This window comes from Malikia sp. (genome assembly GCF_028687635.1).
Lineage (GTDB): Bacteria > Pseudomonadota > Gammaproteobacteria > Burkholderiales > Burkholderiaceae_C > Malikia.
In genome coordinates, this window is record NZ_JAQTZS010000023.1 from 18,257 (window position 1) to 36,347 (window position 18,091).

At 67.4% G+C, this 18,091-nt stretch carries 11 protein-coding genes; 3 read left to right on the top strand and 8 right to left on the bottom strand.

Annotation, left to right across the window (positions count from 1 at the left end):
• Positions 1–235: 235 nt before the first annotated feature.
• Positions 236–2,647 carry a DNA topoisomerase IV subunit A gene (gene parC, locus PHR85_RS12095; protein WP_300054615.1) on the top strand — a complete coding sequence of 804 codons (2,412 nt, stop codon included), beginning with the start codon at positions 236–238 and terminating at the stop codon, positions 2,645–2,647.
• Between the two features lie 58 nt (positions 2,648–2,705).
• Here the strand turns inward: parC and PHR85_RS12100 are convergent, their stop codons facing one another.
• Positions 2,706–3,599, bottom strand: coding sequence for a calcium-binding protein (locus PHR85_RS12100; RefSeq protein WP_300054617.1), 894 nt, complete (start codon positions 3,597–3,599; stop codon positions 2,706–2,708).
• 623 nt (positions 3,600–4,222) lie between these two features.
• Here PHR85_RS12100 and PHR85_RS12105 point away from each other — a divergent pair.
• A complete protein-coding gene (locus tag PHR85_RS12105) occupies positions 4,223–4,522 on the top strand; it encodes a PilZ domain-containing protein (protein ID WP_300054618.1) in 300 nt (99 codons plus the stop codon).
• 44 nt (positions 4,523–4,566) lie between these two features.
• Here PHR85_RS12105 and PHR85_RS12110 read toward each other — a convergent pair whose 3' ends face one another.
• From PHR85_RS12110 to PHR85_RS12140, 7 genes are all read right to left on the bottom strand, one after another.
• The gene (locus PHR85_RS12110) at positions 4,567–5,319 is read right to left on the bottom strand and encodes a sulfite oxidase heme-binding subunit YedZ (RefSeq protein ID WP_300054619.1); all 753 of its coding nucleotides are present in this window, start codon (positions 5,317–5,319) and stop codon (positions 4,567–4,569) included.
• 121 nt (positions 5,320–5,440) lie between these two features.
• Positions 5,441–6,643, bottom strand: a complete 1,203-nt coding sequence (locus PHR85_RS12115; RefSeq protein WP_300054620.1) for an ammonium transporter — start codon at positions 6,641–6,643, stop codon at positions 5,441–5,443.
• A 152-nt stretch (positions 6,644–6,795) separates the two neighbouring features.
• Entirely contained in the window at positions 6,796–7,263 is a 468-nt protein-coding gene (locus PHR85_RS12120) for a RidA family protein (protein WP_300054621.1), read from the bottom strand.
• 52 nt (positions 7,264–7,315) lie between these two features.
• Positions 7,316–8,266 carry a transglutaminase family protein gene (locus tag PHR85_RS12125; protein ID WP_300054623.1) on the bottom strand — a complete coding sequence of 317 codons (951 nt, stop codon included), beginning with the start codon at positions 8,264–8,266 and terminating at the stop codon, positions 7,316–7,318.
• 20 nt (positions 8,267–8,286) lie between these two features.
• A complete protein-coding gene (locus tag PHR85_RS12130) occupies positions 8,287–9,378 on the bottom strand; it encodes a transposase (protein WP_300054625.1) in 1,092 nt (363 codons plus the stop codon).
• 108 nt (positions 9,379–9,486) lie between these two features.
• The gene (locus PHR85_RS12135) at positions 9,487–12,024 is read right to left on the bottom strand and encodes a circularly permuted type 2 ATP-grasp protein (protein WP_300054627.1); all 2,538 of its coding nucleotides are present in this window, start codon (positions 12,022–12,024) and stop codon (positions 9,487–9,489) included.
• Between the two features lie 80 nt (positions 12,025–12,104).
• Entirely contained in the window at positions 12,105–15,569 is a 3,465-nt protein-coding gene (locus PHR85_RS12140; protein ID WP_300054628.1) for a DUF2126 domain-containing protein, read from the bottom strand.
• 137 nt (positions 15,570–15,706) lie between these two features.
• On the opposite strand from PHR85_RS12140, the gene PHR85_RS12145 reads away from it, so the two are divergent.
• A complete protein-coding gene (locus PHR85_RS12145) occupies positions 15,707–18,091 on the top strand; it encodes a DNA internalization-related competence protein ComEC/Rec2 (protein ID WP_300054629.1) in 2,385 nt (794 codons plus the stop codon).

Sequence of the window (18,091 nt, forward strand, 5' to 3'; positions counted from 1 at the left end):
CGGGAATTCCGCTGCCTGGAATGGATAAATGTAATCCAGTCGCGCGCTGCAGGAATTTTCCTCAATTCGATCGTTGGCATTCTTGTGGCCTATTGTGATTGCGCACGATAGCGGTGCATAAAGGCCCGAAAATGGGCGTTGAATGGCAGGTTTTGGGCTTCTGGATGCCGCTTGCACCCGCCTGGCCGCCGCTGCTGCGTGGGGCCTGGGTCCGAGGCGCTACGATAGCGTCCCCATGACCGAAGCAATCCTCGACCTCAAGCCCGCCACGGGCGACCCCGACAGCCTGGCCGGCTACGCCCAGCGCGCCTACCTCGAATACGCGCTCAGCGTGGTCAAGGGCCGCGCGCTGCCCGATGTCTGTGACGGCCAAAAACCCGTGCAGCGCCGCATCCTGTACGCGATGCAGCGCATGGGCCTGGGCTATGGCGGCACCAACAACAACACCCCGGCCAAGCCGGTCAAGAGCGCGCGCGTGGTCGGTGACGTGCTGGGCCGCTACCACCCGCATGGCGACAGCGCCGCCTATGACGCGCTGGTGCGCATGGCGCAGGACTTCGCGCTGCGCTACCCGCTGATCGATGGCCAGGGCAACTTCGGCAGCCGTGACGGCGATGGCGCCGCCGCGATGCGCTACACCGAGGCGCGCCTGTCTCGCATCACCAGCCTGCTGCTCGACGAGATCGACCAGGGCACGGTCGACTTCATTCCCAACTACGACGGCAGCACCCAGGAGCCGAAACAGTTGCCCGCGCGGCTGCCGTTCGCGCTGCTCAACGGCGCCAGTGGCATCGCGGTCGGCATGGCGACCGAAATCCCGAGCCACAACCTGCGCGAGATCGCGACCGCCTGCGTCGCGCTGGTCAGGAACCCGCAGCTGGGCGATGTCGAGCTGTTCGAGCTGATCCCGGGGCCGGACTACCCCGGTGGCGGCCAGATCATCAGCAGCGCGGGCGACATCGCCGACGCCTACCGCAGCGGGCGCGGCAGCCTCAAGGTGCGCGCGCGCTGGAAGATCGAGGACCTGGCGCGCGGCCAGTGGCAGCTGGTCGTGACCGAGCTGCCGCCCGGTGTCAGCTCGCAGCGCGTGCTGGAGGAAATCGAGGAGCTGACCAACCCCAAGTTCAAGGCCGGCAAGAAGGCGCTGAGCCAGGACCAGACCCAGCTCAAGGCGTCGCTGCTGGCGGTGCTCGACGGCGTGCGTGACGAGTCGAGCAAGGACGCGCCGGTGCGGCTGGTGTTCGAGCCCAAGAGCCGCAGCACCGGGCAGCAGGAGCTGATCACCGCGCTGCTGGCACACACCAGCCTGGAAAACTCGGCGCCGATCAACCTGACCATGGTCGGGCTCGACGGCAAGCCGGTGCAGAAGTCAATGCGCCAGATGCTGGTCGAATGGGTGGCCTTCCGCCAGACCACCATCACGCGCCGCACCCGGCACAAGCTGCACAAGGTGCTGGACCGCATCCATATCCTGGAGGGGCGCCAGCTGGTGCTGCTCAACCTCGACGCGGTGATCGCGATCATCCGCGAGAGCGACGAGCCCAAGGCGGCGCTGATCGAACGCTTCAAATTGTCGGAGCGCCAGGCCGAGGACATCCTCGAAATCCGGCTGCGCCAGCTCGCGCGGCTCGAAGCGATCAAGATCGAGCAGGAGCTGGCCGAACTGCGCGGCGAGCAGGGCAAGCTTGAGGACATCCTGGCCAATCCGAACAGCTTGAAGCGGCTGATGATCAAGGAGATCGAGTCCGACGCCAAGACCTTCGGCGACGAGCGCCGCACCCTGATCCAGGCCGAGAAGAAGGCCGTGGCCGAAATCAAGGTGGTCGACGAGCCGGTCACGGTGGTGATCTCGGCCAAGGGCTGGGTGCGCGCGCGCACCGGACACGGCCACGAGGCGGGCGGCTTCGCCTTCAAGGCCGGCGATGGGCTGCACGGCACCTTCGAGTGCCGCACGGTCGACCAGCTGATCGTGTTCGGCAGCAATGGCCGGGTCTATTCGGTGCCGGTCGCCAGCCTGCCCGGCGCGCGCGGCGATGGCCAGCCGATCACGACGCTGATCGAGCTCGAAGCCGGCACCCAGCCGGTGCATTATTTTGCTGGCGCGGCGCCCGCGCTGCTGCTGCTGAGCAGCTCGGGTGGCTATGGCTTCCTGGCCCGGGTCGAGGACCTGGTCGCGCGCAACAAGGGCGGCAAGGCCTTCATCACGCTGGCCGGGGATGAGACGGTTTGCCTGCCTTCGCTGGTGCAAGGCGGCGGCGCCGTCCGGCTGGCCGGCCAGGACGGCAGCGTGCTGGCGCCCGTGCCGGGCGAGGGCGCCGAGGCCGCCGGCGCCGCGCTGGCGGCGACCCATGTCTGCTGCATCTCGCAGGCCGGACGCATCCTGACCTGCGAGCTGGCCGAGCTCAAGCACCAGCCCAAGGGCGGGCGCGGCCTGCAGCTGCTGGCGCTGGAGGAGCCGGACCGCTTGGCAGGCGCCGTCGGCTACATCCGCAGCGTGCGCATCGAGGGCGTGGGTCGCGGCGGCAAGCTGCGCGAGGAGACGCTGGAGATCCGCAGCCTCAACAACGCGCGCTCACCGCGCGGGCGCAAGGGCAAGGACGCTACCAGCCTGGGCTTCAAGCCGAACCGGGTGCTGCGCTGGGTCTGAATGAAAAACCCCTGCCTCCTGGTGGGAGGCAGGGGTTTGAGCTGAAACTCAAGAGCGATCAGGCAACAAGGATGTCCGCACCCTCCATGTCGGTCACGCCGGCCAGCTTGATGACAGTGCCCCAGCCGAAGGCACCGTCATCCGCGACGAGGTAACCATCGCCGTTGAATACTCCGAAGTAGTAATCGGAACCCTCAGCATGCGCCGCCGCAGCAGCAGTACCCAATGCATCCAAGGATTCGGCAGCGACGAGGTTTTCAACGTAGCTGCCTGCAACGCTTCCGGCTTTGAAATCGCCGATTTCGTCGTTGAGTGCCGCGAAAACAATCTTTTCCGAGCCTGAATTGAAGTCGGTGATGGTGACGATATGGTTGAAATCCGACTGGCCATCGCTCCAGGTAAGACCGGTGAAGTCGAATACGTCATCGCCCTTGCCGCCGGTCAGCGTGGCCTCGACGCCTTCCGACCAATAATTGGCTTGCACGTACAGCATGTCGCTACCGCTGCCGCCATCCAGAACGTCGGCGGAAGCCGATCCATAACCGGCGTCGGTATAGAGTGCGTCGTCACCGTTGCCGCCAGTCAAGGTGTCTCCGCCGGTGCTACCGTACAGCGTGTCATTTCCGTTCCCACCATCCAGGATGTCGCCGAAATATTCCACGGAATAGGTGTCCCCATCCTGATATTCCCAAGCATCCTCGCCTGCGTACAGCACGTCGTTACCGTTGCCGCCAGACAGTATGTCAGGGTTGTTGTAATCGTCTGGAGCTGTCCCCTGATGGGAATCGTCGCCAGCGTAAAGCGTATCGTTGCCGTTGCCGCCAATCAGGTTGTCGGCGCCCTCATCCCCGAACAGGATGTCGTCACCGTTGCCACCATCCAATATGTCTGCGCCGGTGGTGCCGTGCAGCAGGTCGTCACCGTTGTTGTCGGGTGCTTTTTTGCTTGCCATGATGTTACCTCCACTGATTTGGGTTAATTTGGCGACTCGGCTGGTTAGTGGTATTCACGTCTATTCCATGTCAAGTGCAAAATTTCGGATTTGCATGCGGCTTTTGCAAGTCGATGCAAGACCCATTATTTTCCATCAAGATGTTTTTGAAATAGGATAAACCACTGAATTTTCAGGGAGTATTTGTCCTGTTGTGTGCGTGGTAGCTGGAAAGCATGGTTTTGTTTTTGCTTTTTATTTGATAATTTTAGCACTTCATATCGATATATCTGGTATTGAAATTCATTGTGTAATTGGTGTTGTTGCAGTATTTTTTATTTTTTGGTGTGGCTCATGTGAGCTGTTGGTTCATCTGATTAGCTGGTGCCCTATTGTTTTTTCCAGGTTTACCAGGATAAATGTCCTGTTGACAAAGTCCGACTATCTGCTTAATTTTTGCTGTCGTGACGGAAGTGGCGCGTGGCGTGGCTCGGACCCTTCATGCCGGCTGCCGCCAGTGAGCTCCAAGTCACTGGGTTTCATTCAGTTACCGTAAAACCTGCTCAATTCTGCTCTTTCATGCTCATACCTGCTCACGCACTGTGACAGAACGGTCAGCCGATTCGCCTGCAGAGAGGCCGCCCATGTCTATATCGCCAGATCCTGACCGTCGTGCCACGAAGCGCCACCGCTTCGAGTGCCCGCTCGAATTTCGCGGCGGTCAGGGCATGACGCGCAACCTCAGCACGCACGGCATCCTGTTTTCCACCATCGAGCCGTTCGCGCCCAGGCAGCGCTTCGCTTTCACCTTGCAGCCCTACCACTCATCGCCGGTTCATTGCCTGGCCGAGGTGTTGCGCGCCGAGCGCCAGTCAGACCACTACGATGTGGCGGCGTTGCTGACGGTCGTGACGGTCGACCGGCCGGTGCCAGGCTTGGACTGAATCCAGCGCCTGCAACGGCTGGGCTGTGACCAGGCTGGACCGACTCAGCGTGAGTCCTTGCCGGTGGCGGGCCGCTTGCGGTGGAAGGTGATCGGTGCGATCTGCGCTCCCATCGCATCTGATGGTCGGGAGGGCGTGGTGCTCGGGCCATGGGCATGGCCGCAGCTGTGGGGACCAGCCGAGAAGAAGCCCGCGAAGCCGCCTTTCCTCCACTTGTCGTGGATGCGCCAGCCCAGCAGGACGGTCAGCAAGCCAGCATGGACCCAGACCTCGGCGAAATCATGCTTGCCGGCTTTCTTCAGCAGGAAATGCAGCACCGAGAGGATGGCGACCAGATAGACCAGTCGGTGCAGGCGCTGCCATTTCCGTGCGCCCAGCCGCCGGATCGCGCCGTTGGTCGAGGTCGCACCGAGCGGCAGCATGAAGGCCAGCGCCAGCCAGCCGACCGTGATGAGCGGGCGGGTCATGAGGTCGTGCAGGATCTCGGCCAGGTTCAGCCCCAGGTCGAGCCAGGCATAGGCGGCCAGATGCAGCAGCGCGTAGACGAAGGACCAGACGCCCAGGAGGCGTCGCCAGCGCGCCAGTGCGTGCAAGCCCAGCTGCTTGCGCAGCGGCGTGACCGCCAGCGTGGCCAGCAGCAGCCGCAGCGACCAGTCGCCGGTGCTGGTCACGATGTGCTCGACCGGATTGCTGCCGAGCTGATCGTGCAGGCCCGCCCACAACAGCCAGGCCAGGGGCAGGGCACAGGCCAGCAGCGCGAGCGGTCGCAGGAGGTTGAGCAGGCGGGTGGAGGTCATGCGACGATTGTAGGCAGCCGCTGCCAGCAGGTTGACCAGTAGCGCGGCTTGTCCTTGCTGCCTGGCCGGATATGAAAAAGCCGCCTGGGCAGGCGGCTTGGATACGCGCTGGAAACGCGTCTTACCAGCTGGCCTCGCGCTCGGGCGTGGCGCGGATCTTGTGGATGCTGAGGTCGGCGCCCTCGTATTCCTCCTCCTGGCTCAGGCGCAGGCCGAAGACGGCCTTGATCGTGCCATAGACGACGAAGCCGCCGGCCAGCGCCCAGCCCACGCCCATGGCGGTGCCGATGAGTTGCGCGCCGAAGCTCACGCCGCCCAGGCCGCCGAAGGCCTGCAGGCCGAAGATGCCGGCCGCGATGCCGCCCCAGGCGCCGCACAGGCCGTGCAGCGGCCAGACGCCGAGCACGTCGTCGATCTTCCAGCGGTTCTGTGTCAGCGTGAACATGCCGACGAACAGGGCACCGGCGACGGCGCCGACCACCAGTGCACCAATCGGGTGCATCAGGTCGGAGCCGGCGCAGACCGCGACCAGTCCGGCCAGCGGGCCGTTGTGCACGAAGCCGGGGTCGTTCCTGCCGGCGAGCAGCGCGGCCAGCGTGCCGCCGACCATGGCCATCAGCGAGTTGACCGCGACCAGGCCCGAGATCTTGTCGATGGTCTGTGCGCTCATGACGTTGAAGCCGAACCAGCCGACGATCAGGATCCAGGCGCCCAGCGCCAGGAAGGGGATGTTGGACGGCGGGTGCGCGCTCATGGCGCCATCCTTGCGGTAGCGGTTGGCGCGCGGACCCAGCAGGATCACCGCACCGAGCGCGATCCAGCCGCCGACGGCGTGCACCACCACCGAGCCGGCGAAGTCATGGAATTCGGCGCCGGTCAGCTGCTTGATCCAGCCTTGCACGCCGAAATGCTGGTTCCAGGCGATGCCCTCGAAGAAGGGGTAGACGAAGCCGACGATGACGGCCGTGGCCAGCAACTGGGGCCAGAACTTGGCGCGCTCGGCGATGCCGCCCGAGATGATGGCGGGGATCGCGGCGGCGAAGGTCAGCAGGAAGAAGAACTTGACCAGCTGGTAGCCGTTCTGTTGCGCGAGCTGCTCGGCGCCGATCAGGAAATGCGTGCCGTAGGCCACGCCATAGCCGACCAGGAAGTAGACCACGGTCGAGACCGAGAAGTCGACCAGGATCTTGACCAGGGCATTGACCTGATTCTTGTGGCGTACGGTGCCGAGTTCGAGGAAGGCGAAGCCCGCATGCATGGCCAGCACCATGATGCCGCCGAGCAGTATGAAGAGGGCATCCGTGCCCTGTTTGAGTGCGTCCATGCTTGACTTTGGTGAATGAAGTGGAGGTTTGCTGTCTGGAAATAGGCCGTCTCAGCCTCTGCACCAAACTCAAGCATGAAATGTGCCAGTTTTGGGGAAAATGCCCCGGCGATGCATCAGATTGGTGATTGAAATCCGATGGGCAGGCCGGGTCAGGCGAGTTCGGCGATCAGCTCGATCTCGACGCAGGCGCCCAGCGGGATCTGTGCCACGCCGAAGGCGCTGCGCGCGTGCGTGCCGGCGGCGCCGAAGACCGCGCCCAGCAGTTCCGAGCAGCCGTTGGTGACCAGATGCTGCTCGGTGAAGGTGGAAGTCGAGTTGACCAGGCTCATGACCTTGACGATGCGCTTGATGCCGTCGAGGTCGGTGCCGGCGGCGCGGCAGGCGTGCTCCAGCGTGCCCATCAGGTCGATGGCGATGGCGCGGGCGGCGGCCCGGCCTTGCTCGGTGGTCATGGTCAGGCCGAGCTGGCCAACCCAGGGCTTGCCGTCCTGCTTGGCGATATGGCCGCTCAGGAAGACCTGCTTGCCGCTTTGCACATAAGGCAGATAGGCCGCGGCCGGCACGGCGACCGGGGGCAGGGTAATGTTCAGGGCTTGCAGTTGGTCGTAGACGCTCATGGGGGCTCCGTTAAGGGCTGTCGGTGAAGACGGGTAATGGTCGAAGCTGATTCTAGTCAGCGGCCGAGCCGCCGGGATCGGTCGCCGCTGGCGGACTGGAGCTGTCCGCGCACAGCTGCTCATACTCCTCGGCCGGCGCGACCGTGACCTCGACTTGCAGGCTGTGCGCGCCGCCGCCCTGGATCACGCCGCGCAGCGGCGAGATGTCGCCGAAGTCGCGGCCCAGCGTGAGCGTGACATAGTCCTCGCCGGGACAAGGGCTGCCGCAGCGGTCGTTGGTCGGGTCGAAGTCGTGCCAGCCGCCGTCGCACCAGACCGAGACCCAGGCGTGCGAGGCGTCGGCGCCGATCAGACGCGGCTGTCCCGGCGGGGGCTGCGTCAGCAGGTAGCCGCTGACATAGCGCGCGGCCAGCCCCAGGCTGCGCAGGCAGCCCAGCATGATGTGGGCGAAGTCCTGGCAGACGCCCTTGCCCTGCGCCAGGGCTTGCAGCGCCGGCGTGTTGACCTGGGTGCTGGCGGTCTCGTACTGCAGTTCCTGGTGGATCTTGCCGCAGAGTGCTTCGCAGGCGTCGAGCAGCGCACGTTCGGGCGTGAAGACGGGGCGCGCGAAGGCGGCGAAGGCTTCGTCGAGCGGGACATAGGGCGAGGCGAACGTGAACTCGGTGGCCGGCTCGTAGCTGGCGCCGGCATGGTAGCGGAAACCGTCGCGCACCTGTTCCCAGGCCGGCGAGTCCGGCAGCGGGCCGGGCGGCGAGGTGCGCACCAGGCTGTCGGCGCTGACGTCCAGCTTGTCATGCGCGCTTTGCAGCGCGAAGAAGCAGCGCCAGTTGCCGAAGGCGTCCAGACCCTGGAGCCACTGGGCCGGTTCGGGGCTGATGCTCAGCTGGTGCTCGATGACTTGCTGGCCCTGGCGTTCGAGCGGGCGCAAATGGGCCAGGTGCTGGGCCAGCAGCACCGGGGTCCGATAGCGGTAGCGGGTGTGGTGAATGATGCGCAGCAGCATGGTTTGACATCCTCCCCGTCTTAAAGGACGGGGATTCCTCCCACGAGACGGCCATGCCCGGCCGCGAGAATGTTCCTGGCCGCGTTGACGTCCCGGTCGTGGACCGTGGCGCAGGCGCTGCAAGTCCATTCCCTTATTCCAAGACCGGCTCTACCTTTTGGACTGCTGGCAGGGATGACCCTGCAGCACGAGCAAGTCTGGGTCGAATACGCTTCGTTGACTACCTCGAAGACGATGCCGGCCTGATGGCTCTTGTACTCCAACATCGTCTTCAACATGGTCCAGCCCGCGTCGAGCGTGGACTTGGCCATTCTTGTCTTGACCAGCTTGGCGCTGGCCACATCGCCCACGAAGAGGGCGGCGTTGTTCTGTACCAGTTGGGTGCTGAACTGGTGCAGCGCGTCCTTGCGCTGGTTGGCGATCCTGGCGTGGATCGCATTGACGCGGCGTTTCTTGCGCGCCCGTTGGGCGGTCGCCAGCTTGTGCTCATGCGCTCGGTACCAGCGGCCTTCGAGGCGCTGGCCGTCCGAGGTGGTGGCGCAGTCCTTGAGCCCCAGATCGATGCCGACGCAGGCGGTCGGGCCGGGGAGGCGCGGGCCAACGAGTTCCGGGATCTCGACGGCAACATTCAAGTACCAGCGGCCCCGGCGGTCCTCGCTGAACGAGCCGCTGCGGAGTTCGTAGTCCGCCAGGCCATAGCTGTCCCACAGGCTGAAATACTGCCCGGCGAACTGGATCCGACCGGCCTTGTAGCGGGCGTGACCGATCTTGAACGGTATCCAGCCCAGCGAATATTTCGATGATTTCGGATTCGAGACGCGCCAGTTCAGGCGTGAGCGTTTGAACTGCCTGCGCCGGGTGGCGTATTCCGCGCAGACCACCTGCACGGTGCCACTGCCGACCGAGATGTCCTCGCACTGGCTGAAGCCGGCGGTGAGCTTTTGCAGGTCGTAGCCCGAGAGGTAGCGCGGTTGGCCCGAGAAAGGGCGAGCGGCCTTGGCCGATACTGCGTTGATGTGGTTCCAGACCTGATTGACCTCGCGCGCCATCTGACGCAGCACGCGGGCGTGCTTGTCCTTGATGCGCAGCTGGAGGGTCTTGGTCGTGTTCACGCCGAATATCATAGAGCACATGACCGCGCAGCGGACCACGGGCCGTGCCGGCCTGATCGCTCGAACCTCGGGCTGAACCCCGAGGCTTGCCGCTCAGATCGGGTCAGGTCAGGTCATCAGGCTGGTGTTGACGCGGTCGGCGTGGCTGAAGTAGCGCTGCGCGAGCTGGTCGGACAGCGCCAGCATGGCGGATTCGATCTGGCGCATCAGCGGCAGCAGGGGCGGGTCCATCAGCGAATCCAGCGTCCAGTCGTCGGGATTGGGCAGCAGGTGCTTGAGCTTGATCCCGTCCTCCTTGGCGCGCGGCAGCTTGGACAGGCGCGAGCGCAGCGACGAGAGCACCCAGCCCAGCGAGCGCGGGTTGTCGCGGTTGACGATCAGCACGTCGAGCAAGGCGATCCGGTCGCGCCGCTGCTGGTACTGGAAGTGGAAGGTGATCGTGCTGTCGAACAGCGCCAGCACCGCCTCGAAACCGTCGTCATGGCGCAGGCAGCCGCTGTCCATCGCCAATGCCAGCGCGCCCGCCAGCGTGTGCAGGCGCTCGATATGGCGGCCGATGCTGAGCATGCGCCAGCCGTCGTCGCGCACCATGCGGTCGGTCTGCTCGCCGGTGATGGCCGTCAGCAGCCCGCTGGCCTCGTTGAGCGCGTCGAGCGCGTCCTGTGGCGCGGAATCGGCATCGGCGCAGAGGATGGCCTGGCGTGCCGTGAACTGCGCGTCGACGCGCTCGGTCAGTGCCCGCAGGTCCAGCGACAGGCGCTCGCGTACCTGGCCGGCGGCCAGGCGCAGGGCGCGCAGGTTGTAGCCCACGCTGCTGGTACCCGATTCCGCGCCGAGCTGTCTGATCAGCGCGCGCTCGAAGTCGCGTGGGGACGGTGCGGTTTTTGTCGTGCCCCAGGGCAGCAGGCCCTGGTGGCGCGCGGCCATGCCGAGCCAGTTCAGCAGGTTGGCGCTGTTGAGTTGTTCGCCCTGCAGCAGGCGCAGCGTCAGCCTGGCCAGCCGCAGGCTGTTGTCGGCGCGCTCGGTGTAGCGCCCGAGCCAGAACAGGTTCTCGGCCGAACGGCTGGAGACGATGCGTTTTTGCTGGGCGTGCGCGCGCGCGTTGTGTGCGTCGGACAGCAGGCTGGTGCGGTCGATCTCGCCCTCGGTCCGGACCCAGCAGTCGGCGCTGCTGCCGCCGCTTTGCATCGAGGCGATCGCCTGTCCGGGTGGCGCCATGCGCACCAGTCCGCCGGGCAGCACGCGCCAGGATCGCGGCCCGTCGCAGAGCGCGAACACGCGCAGCATGGCCGCGCGCGGCACGATCTCGCCCTCGCGCCAGGTCGGCTGCTGCGACAGCGGCAGGTAGGACTGCAGCGTGTACTGGTCGGGCTGGTCGCGGATGCGCTCGCGCAATCGGGCCATTTCCTTCGGGCTCAGCAGGGGGCCGATCTCGGTCTCGTTGCTGGCCCTGGGGTAGGTGCGCTTGACCACGCTGCGTTCGAGCCGGTGCAGGCCGTCCGCCAGGCTGGCGGCCTCGCCGCACCACCAGGTGGGCAGCGAGGGCAGGCTGAGTTCCTCGCCCAGCAGGCGCCGGCTGATCGCGGGCAGGAAACCCTGCAGCGCGGTCGATTCCAGTGGCGCCGATCCCGGTGCGTTGGCCAGCAGGACATGGCCGGCACGCACCGCCTGCATCAGGCCTGGCACGCCCAGCGCCGATTCCGAGCGCAGCTCGAGCGGGTCCAGCCACTCGTCGCCCAGGCGCTTGATCAGCACGTCGATCGGCTCCAGCCCGTGCAGGGTCTTGAGGTAGACGCGCTGGTCGCGCACGGTCAGGTCATTGCCCTCGACCAGCGGCAGGCCCAGGTAGCGCGCCAGGTAGGCATGCTCGAAATAGGTCTCGTTGTAGGGGCCGGGCGTCAGCAGGGCGATGCGCGCGTCGGCGCCCTTGGGGCTCAGCGCGCGCAGCCCCTGCATCAGCGCCTGGTAGCTCGCGCCCAGACGCTGCGCCTTCATCGCGTTGAAGGCGTTCGGGAACTGGCGGCCAATCGCGATGCGGTTTTCCAGCAGGTAGCCCAGGCCGGAGGGGGCCTGGGTGCGGTGCGAGACCACCCGCCAGCGGCCGTCGGGACCATGGGCCAGGTCGACCGCGACCACATGCAGCCAGGTGTCGCCAGGCGGTCGCACCCCATGCATGGCGCGCAGGTAACCCGGGTGTCCCTGCACCAGGGCTGGTGGCAGCAGGCCCTCCCGCAGCAGCCGCTGCGGGCCGTAGAGATCGGCCAGGATGGCGTTGAGCAGTCTTGTGCGCTGCAGCACGCCAGCCTCGATCCCGGCCCATTCGGTCGCCGGGATGATCAGCGGAAACAGGTCGACCGACCAGGGGCGCTGCAGGCTGTCTTGGTCGGCATAGACGTTGTAGGTCACGCCGTTGTCGCGCAACTGGCGCGCCACGCTCTGCTCGCGCCGGTCCAGTTCGGCCAGCCCCTCGCTGTCGAGATGGGAGAAGAACTCGGCCCAGTCTGGCGCCAGCTGGTCTGGCAGGTCCGCGCCGGCCAGGCCGCCGCGCAGTTCGTCGTGGTGGCCGGCGGAGACCGGACGCGCGAGCGCCAGCGCCTGCGGACAGGCGATGGCGGGTTCAGGCTTGGGCTGGAGGGTGTCGTTCAAGATCGGAGGGCGCGCAGGCAGCTGGGACAGTGGCAAGTATGCCTGCTTCGCCCCCTGGCGCCCGCCGGTCGCTCGCGCTTTCAGCGCCTCAGGTCGAGCGTGAACGGGAACTCGCGGCTCGGCGTTGCCGGCTCCACCTGCATCCGGCCCGGCGTGTGCCCCAGCTGGAAGAAGCGCGCCAGCCGGCGGCTCTCGGCCTCGTAGGAGTTGACCGGGAAACTGTCGTAGTTGCGCCCGCCCGGGTGCGTGACATGGTACTGGCAGCCGCCCAGCGAGCGCTGCATCCAGCTGTCGACGATGTCGAACACCAGCGGCGCGTGCACGCCGATGGTCGGATGCAGGCTCGACGGCGGATTCCAGGCCTTGTAGCGCACGCCGGCCACGTAGTCGCCCACGGTGCCGGTGTTGTGCAGCGGCAGCGCGCGGCCGTTGACGGTCAGACAATAACGGCTGTCGTTCCAGCCGCGCACGCGCACCTCGATGCGCTCCAGCGACGAATCCACATAGCGTGCCGTGCCGCCCGCGGTGCTTTCCTCGCCCATCACATGCCAGGGTTCGAGTGCGTTGCGCAAGGTCAGCTCGATGCCGCGCGTGGCCAGCTGGCCCACCAGCGGGAAGCGGAACTCGAAATGCGGCGCGAACCAGGCCCGGTCGAAGCGGTAGCCGAAGGCGGCCAGATCGTCGAGTACGTCGTCGAAGTCCATCCGCACGAAGGTCGGCAGCAGGAAGCGGTCGTGCAGCTCGGTGCCCCAGCGTGCCAGCTGGCCTACCTGGGGCTGCTGCCAGAAGCGGGCCACCAGCGCGCGCAGCAGCAGCTGCTGGGCGATGCTCATGCGGGCGTGTGGCGGCATCTCGAAAGCGCGCAGCTCCAGCAGGCCGAGCCGGCCCGTGCTGCTGTCGGGCGAATACAGCTTGTCGATGCTGAACTCGCTGCGATGCGTGTTGCCGGTGATGTCGATCAGGATGTTGCGCAGCGTGCGGTCGACCAGCCAGGGCGGCATCGATTCACCGTGCAGTTCGCGGTTGCGCGCGATCTGTTCCAGCGCGATCTCCAGCTCGTAGAGCTGGTCGTTGCGCGCCTCGTCGACCCGCGGCGCCTGGCTGGTCGGCCCGATGAACATGCCGCTGAACAGGTAGCTCAAGGAGGGGTGGTTGTGCCAGTAGGCCAGCAGGCTGGCCAGCAGCTCGGGCTTGCGCAGGAAGGGCGAGTCCGAGGGCGTCGCGCCGCCCATCACGAAATGGTTGCCGCCGCCGGTGCCGGTGTGGCGGCCATCGGTCATGAACTTCTCGGCACAGAGGTGGGTCTGGTGCGCGGCCTCGTAGAGGAACTCGGTGCGCTCGACCAGCTCGGGGAAGCTGCTGGCCGGGTGGATGTTGACCTCGATCACGCCCGGGTCGGGGGTGACTTGCAGCAGCTTGAGGCGCGGGTCGCGCGGCGGCGGGTAGCCTTCGAGCACGATCTTGACCTGGAGCTCGGCGGCCGTGGCTTCGAGCGCGGCGAGCAGGTCGAGGTAGTCCTCCAGGCGCTGCAGCGGCGGCATGAAGACGTAGAGCTGGCAGCTGGCGCCGCCGTTGCTGACCTCGGCCTTGGGGCCGTTGGCGCGCTGCGGGTCGCGCGCCTCGACGCACAGCGCGGTGCGCGTGAGCCAGCGCGCCGATTCGTGGCGGGTTGGCAAGCGGGTCGCGTCGGCCGGCGTCAGACCGCTGGCCTGATCCGTGCTGGTGCCCTTGCCGGCGCCAGCCTCGTGCCAGCCGTATTCGCGGTTTTGCATCGCGACCGTGCCACCTTCGGCAAAGCCGCCGCCGACCTGGTGCGGGGCGTACTGGTGCAGGAAGGTCGCGCCGGCCGGCAGGGCGTCGCGCGGCACGCTCGGGTCCTGCTCGATGTGATGCGGGTAGTCGCGCGCCGCGATCCAGGGCAGCGAGTCCAGCGGCAGCCGGTAGCCCATCGGCGAGTCGCCCGGGATCAGGTACATGCGCTCGTCGCGCAGGAACCAGGGGCCGCTGCCCCAGCGCGGACCGCTCGGCTCGACATCATGCCTGGCCTGCAGCGGCAGCACATAGCCCACCGCCGCTTCCAGCCCCTGGCTGAAGACGCGGCGCAGGCGGGCGCGCTCGAGCTCGTCGCCGAGCCTGGAGTCGAACGGGTCGACGTTGATCGGCAGCTTGCGCTCGCGCCACAGGTAGTACCAGCTGTCCTCGTAGCCTGGCGTGATGAAGTCGGCGGCCAGTCCGAGCTTGCGCGCCAGCGCCTGGGTGAAGCGCCGCGCGTCCTCGGCCGTATAGCGGGCCGGGTCGCGCTCGTCGGCGAACAGCGACGGGTCGTGCCAGATCGGCTCGCCGTCGGCGCGCCAGTGGAGCGACAAGGCCCAGCGCGGCAGCTGCTCGCCCGGGTACCACTTGCCCTGGCCCAGGTGCACGAAGCCGCCCGCGCCGTACTGCTCGCGCAGGCGACCGAGCAGCTCGGTGGCGTAGTCGCGCTTGGTGGGGCCGAGCGCGTCGGTGTTCCATTCGGCCGCGTCACGGTCGCGCGTCGCGACATAGGTCGGCTCGCCGCCCATGGTCAGGCGCACGTCGCCCGCGACCAGGTCCTGGTCGACCTGCTCGCCCAGCGCCAGGATGGCCTGCCACTGCTCGTCGCTGTAGGGTCGGGTCACGCGCGGCGACTCATGGATGCGCGTGATCTGCATCTGGTGCTCGAACGAGACTTCGCACTCGTCGAGCGCGCCATCGATCGGCGCGGCGCTGGAAGGCTGGGGCGTGCAGGCCAGCGGGATATGGCCTTCGCCGGCCAGCAGGCCCGAGGTCGGGTCGAGTCCGATCCAGCCCGCGCCCGGCAGGAAGACCTCGCACCAGGCGTGCAGGTCGGTGAAGTCGACCTCGGTGCCGCTCGGGCCATCGACGGCCTTGACATCGGGGGTGAGCTGGATCAGGTAGCCCGAGACGAAGCGCGCCGCCAGGCCCAGCTGGCGCAGCAGCTGCACCAGCAGCCAGCCGGTGTCGCGGCAGGAGCCGCTGCGCTTTTTCAGCGTGTCCTCGGGCGTCTGCACGCCTGGCTCCATCCGGATGGTGTACGAGATGTCCTGCTGCAGCTTCTGGTTGATGCCGACCAGGAAGTCGATCGTGCGCTGCTCCTTCAGGTCCACCTGTTTCAGGTAGGCCGCCAGCAGCGGCGTCAGCTCGGACTTGATGCGGTAGGGCGCGAGCTCGGCTTCGAGTTCGGGGGCATAGCCGAACGGGAAGTTCTCGGCGCTGGGTTCGAGGAAGAAGTCGAACGGGTTGTGCACCGCCATCTCGACCACCAGGTCGACCGTGACCTTGAACTCGCGCGTCGGCTGCGGGAACACCAGCCGGGCCTGGTAGTTCGCGAACGGGTCCTGCTGCCAGTTGATGAAATGCCCGGCCGGCTCTATCGTCTGCGAATACGACAGAACCTTGGTGCGACTGTGCGGCGCCGGGCGCAGGCGCACGACCTGGGGTCCCAGATTGACCAGGCGGTCGTAGCGGTAATGGGTGACGTGATTCAGGGCAACATGGATCGCCATCGGTGACTTTCTGGGATGGTGGACAGGGAGGACTATGGACCTTATCGATCGCTTGAACCTTGTTCTTTGCATCCTAGCAAGTAACGCGCCAGTTTCCATGACAAGGCGCTTGATTTCCATCAAGGATTGATTGGCCCATGATCATCGTCTTGCTGGGCGCGGTCGCGGGCGTTGCCTTGCAGCTGTTGCAGGCCGGGCTCTGGGCGCCGCGCGCCTACCAGGGCCTGATTTTTCTTGGGCTGCTGCTGGTGCTGGCGGCCTGGGGTGGCGGTCGGGGGACTCGCCGGCGCCTGCTGCTGGCGACACTGGCGGCCACCGCGCTGATGGCCGGCTCGACCGGGCTGCGCGCGCTCGACCGCCTGGGGCAGATCCTGCCGGCCGCGCTGGAGGGACAGGACCTGCTGCTGGTCGGCCATGTCGCGGGTTTGCCGCGCCCGGGGGACAAGGGCGTGCAGTTCGAGTTCGAGGTCGAGTCGGCGCGCTGGAACGGCCAGCCGGTCGCGATCCCCAGGCATGTCCAGCTGGGCTGGTGGAGCCGGCCCGCCGAATCCAAGGCTGACCTATCCGCTGCCGCTGAGTTGCCGGCCGTTCTGCCCGGGCAGCGTTGGGAGCTGGTCGCGCGTCTGCAGCGCCCGCACGGCCTGGCCAATCCGCAGGGTTTCGATCTGGAGCTCTGGCTGTGGGAGCAAGGCCTTGGGGCGACCGGATCGGTGCGTCTGGGGCGAGGGCAGCCGGCGCCCCAGCTGTTGCCGGGGCGGGTCAGGGTGCCGGTGGCACGGGCACGCCACGCGGTGCGCGCCGCCATCCAGGGCGCGGTGCCGGACGCCCGTGCCGCTGGCGTGCTGGCCGCGCTGGTGGTGGGCGACCAGGCCTCCATCGACAGCGCCGACTGGGAGGTGTTTCGCCTGACCGGGGTCGCGCATCTGGTCAGCATCTCGGGGCTGCATGTGACGATGTTCGCGCTGTTCGCTTCGGTCCTGGTCGGTCGGCTCTGGCGCGCGCTGGCCCGGATCTGGCCCGGCCTGCTGCTGTGGCTGCCAGCTGGCAGCGCGGCGGCCATCGGCGGCCTGGCGCTGGCCTTTGCCTATGCGCTGTTCGCCGGCTGGGGGGTGCCGGCCCAGCGCACCTTGCTGATGCTCGCCTGTCTGACCTGGCTGCGCCTGAACGGCCTGCGCTGGCCCTGGCCGGTGCTGCTGCTGGCCGTCATGGTCGCGGTGCTGCTGCTCGACCCCTGGGCGCTGCTGCAGGCGGGCTTCTGGCTCAGCTTCGTCGCGGTCGGCGTGCTGCTGGCCTCGTCCTGGCTGGGTCAGGTCGAGCCGGGCGGCGCGCGCGCCTGGTTGGTCGGACTGCTGCGTACCCAGGCCATCGTGAGCGTGGCGCTGGCGCCGCTGACGCTGTGGTGCTTCGGCCAGTTCTCGCTCGTGGGCCTGTTGGCCAATCTGGTCGCCGTGCCCTGGGTCACCGCCGTGATCACGCCGCTGGCCATGCTGGGCCTGCTCTGGTCGCCACTGTGGCGGCTGGCGGCCTGGGGCGTGCAGGCCATGAATGCCGGCCTGGAGTGGCTGTCCCGGCTGCCCTGGGCCGCGTTCGAGCGTCCCGAGTTGCCGCCAGCGCTGGCGCTGTTCGCGCTGGCCGGCGGCGTGCTGCTGGTGCTGCGCCTGCCCGGGCGGTCCCGCGCCTGGGGTCTGTTGCTGGCCTGGCCCTTGCTGGCCTGGGCGCCCGCGCGACCGCAGGCCGGGCAGTTCGAGCTGATGGCGCCCGATATCGGGCAGGGCAGCGCCATCGTGGTGCGCACGGCGCGCCACACCCTGGTGCATGACACCGGACCGGGGCAGGGGACGGCCAGCGCGGCGCGGCGGGTGCTGCTGCCGCTGCTGCGCGCCGGCGGCGACCGGCTTGATGCGCTGGTCGCCAGCCATGACGACCTCGACCATGTCGGCGGCCTGCCCGAGCTGCTGCGCCAGCACCCGCGCGCCGAGCTCTGGGCCTCCTATGACACGCGGCGCGACGCGGGCCGCCTGGCGCGCACCTGCGAGGCGGGGCAGCAATGGTCCTGGGATGGCGTGAATTTCGAGTGGCTGCACCCGCGCGCCGAGGACCATGCGGCGGGGCTGACTGACAACGCGCTGTCCTGCGTGCTGCGGGTCACCAGTGCCGATGGCCGGGTGGCGCTGCTGACGGGTGACATCACGGCACGCGAGGAAGCGCGACTGCTGCGCGACCAGCCCGGCTTGCGCGCCGACCTGCTGCTCGCGCCACACCACGGCAGTTCGACCTCGTCGAGCGAGGCCTGGCTCGACGGGCTGCGCCCGGGCCGGGTCGTGATCCAGTCGGGTCATCTGAACCGCTTCCAGCACCCCGCGCCCGAGGTGCTGCGGCGCTACCGGGCGCGCGGCATTCCCTGGACCGACAGCCCGGCCTGTGGCGCGGCCAGCTGGCGCAGCGCGCAGCCGGCCGACATCCAGTGCTGGCGCCATGCGCGCCCGCGCTACTGGCAGGCTGGGGCCCGGGCTGGCAATTGA

Excerpts from the sequence above, each read along its gene's own strand:
- PHR85_RS12115 (WP_300054620.1), bottom strand. The coding sequence starts at position 6,643 with ATGGACGCACTCAAACAGGGCACGGATGCCCTCTTCATACTGCTCGGC.
- PHR85_RS12105 (WP_300054618.1), top strand. The coding sequence starts at position 4,223 with ATGTCTATATCGCCAGATCCTGACCGTCGTGCCACGAAGCGCCACCGC.
- PHR85_RS12125 (WP_300054623.1), bottom strand. The coding sequence starts at position 8,266 with ATGCTGCTGCGCATCATTCACCACACCCGCTACCGCTATCGGACCCCG.
- PHR85_RS12145 (WP_300054629.1), top strand. The coding sequence starts at position 15,707 with ATGATCATCGTCTTGCTGGGCGCGGTCGCGGGCGTTGCCTTGCAGCTG.
- parC (WP_300054615.1), top strand. The coding sequence starts at position 236 with ATGACCGAAGCAATCCTCGACCTCAAGCCCGCCACGGGCGACCCCGAC.
- PHR85_RS12100 (WP_300054617.1), bottom strand. The coding sequence starts at position 3,599 with ATGGCAAGCAAAAAAGCACCCGACAACAACGGTGACGACCTGCTGCAC.
- PHR85_RS12140 (WP_300054628.1), bottom strand. The coding sequence starts at position 15,569 with ATGGCGATCCATGTTGCCCTGAATCACGTCACCCATTACCGCTACGAC.
- PHR85_RS12110 (WP_300054619.1), bottom strand. The coding sequence starts at position 5,319 with ATGACCTCCACCCGCCTGCTCAACCTCCTGCGACCGCTCGCGCTGCTG.
- PHR85_RS12120 (WP_300054621.1), bottom strand. The coding sequence starts at position 7,263 with ATGAGCGTCTACGACCAACTGCAAGCCCTGAACATTACCCTGCCCCCG.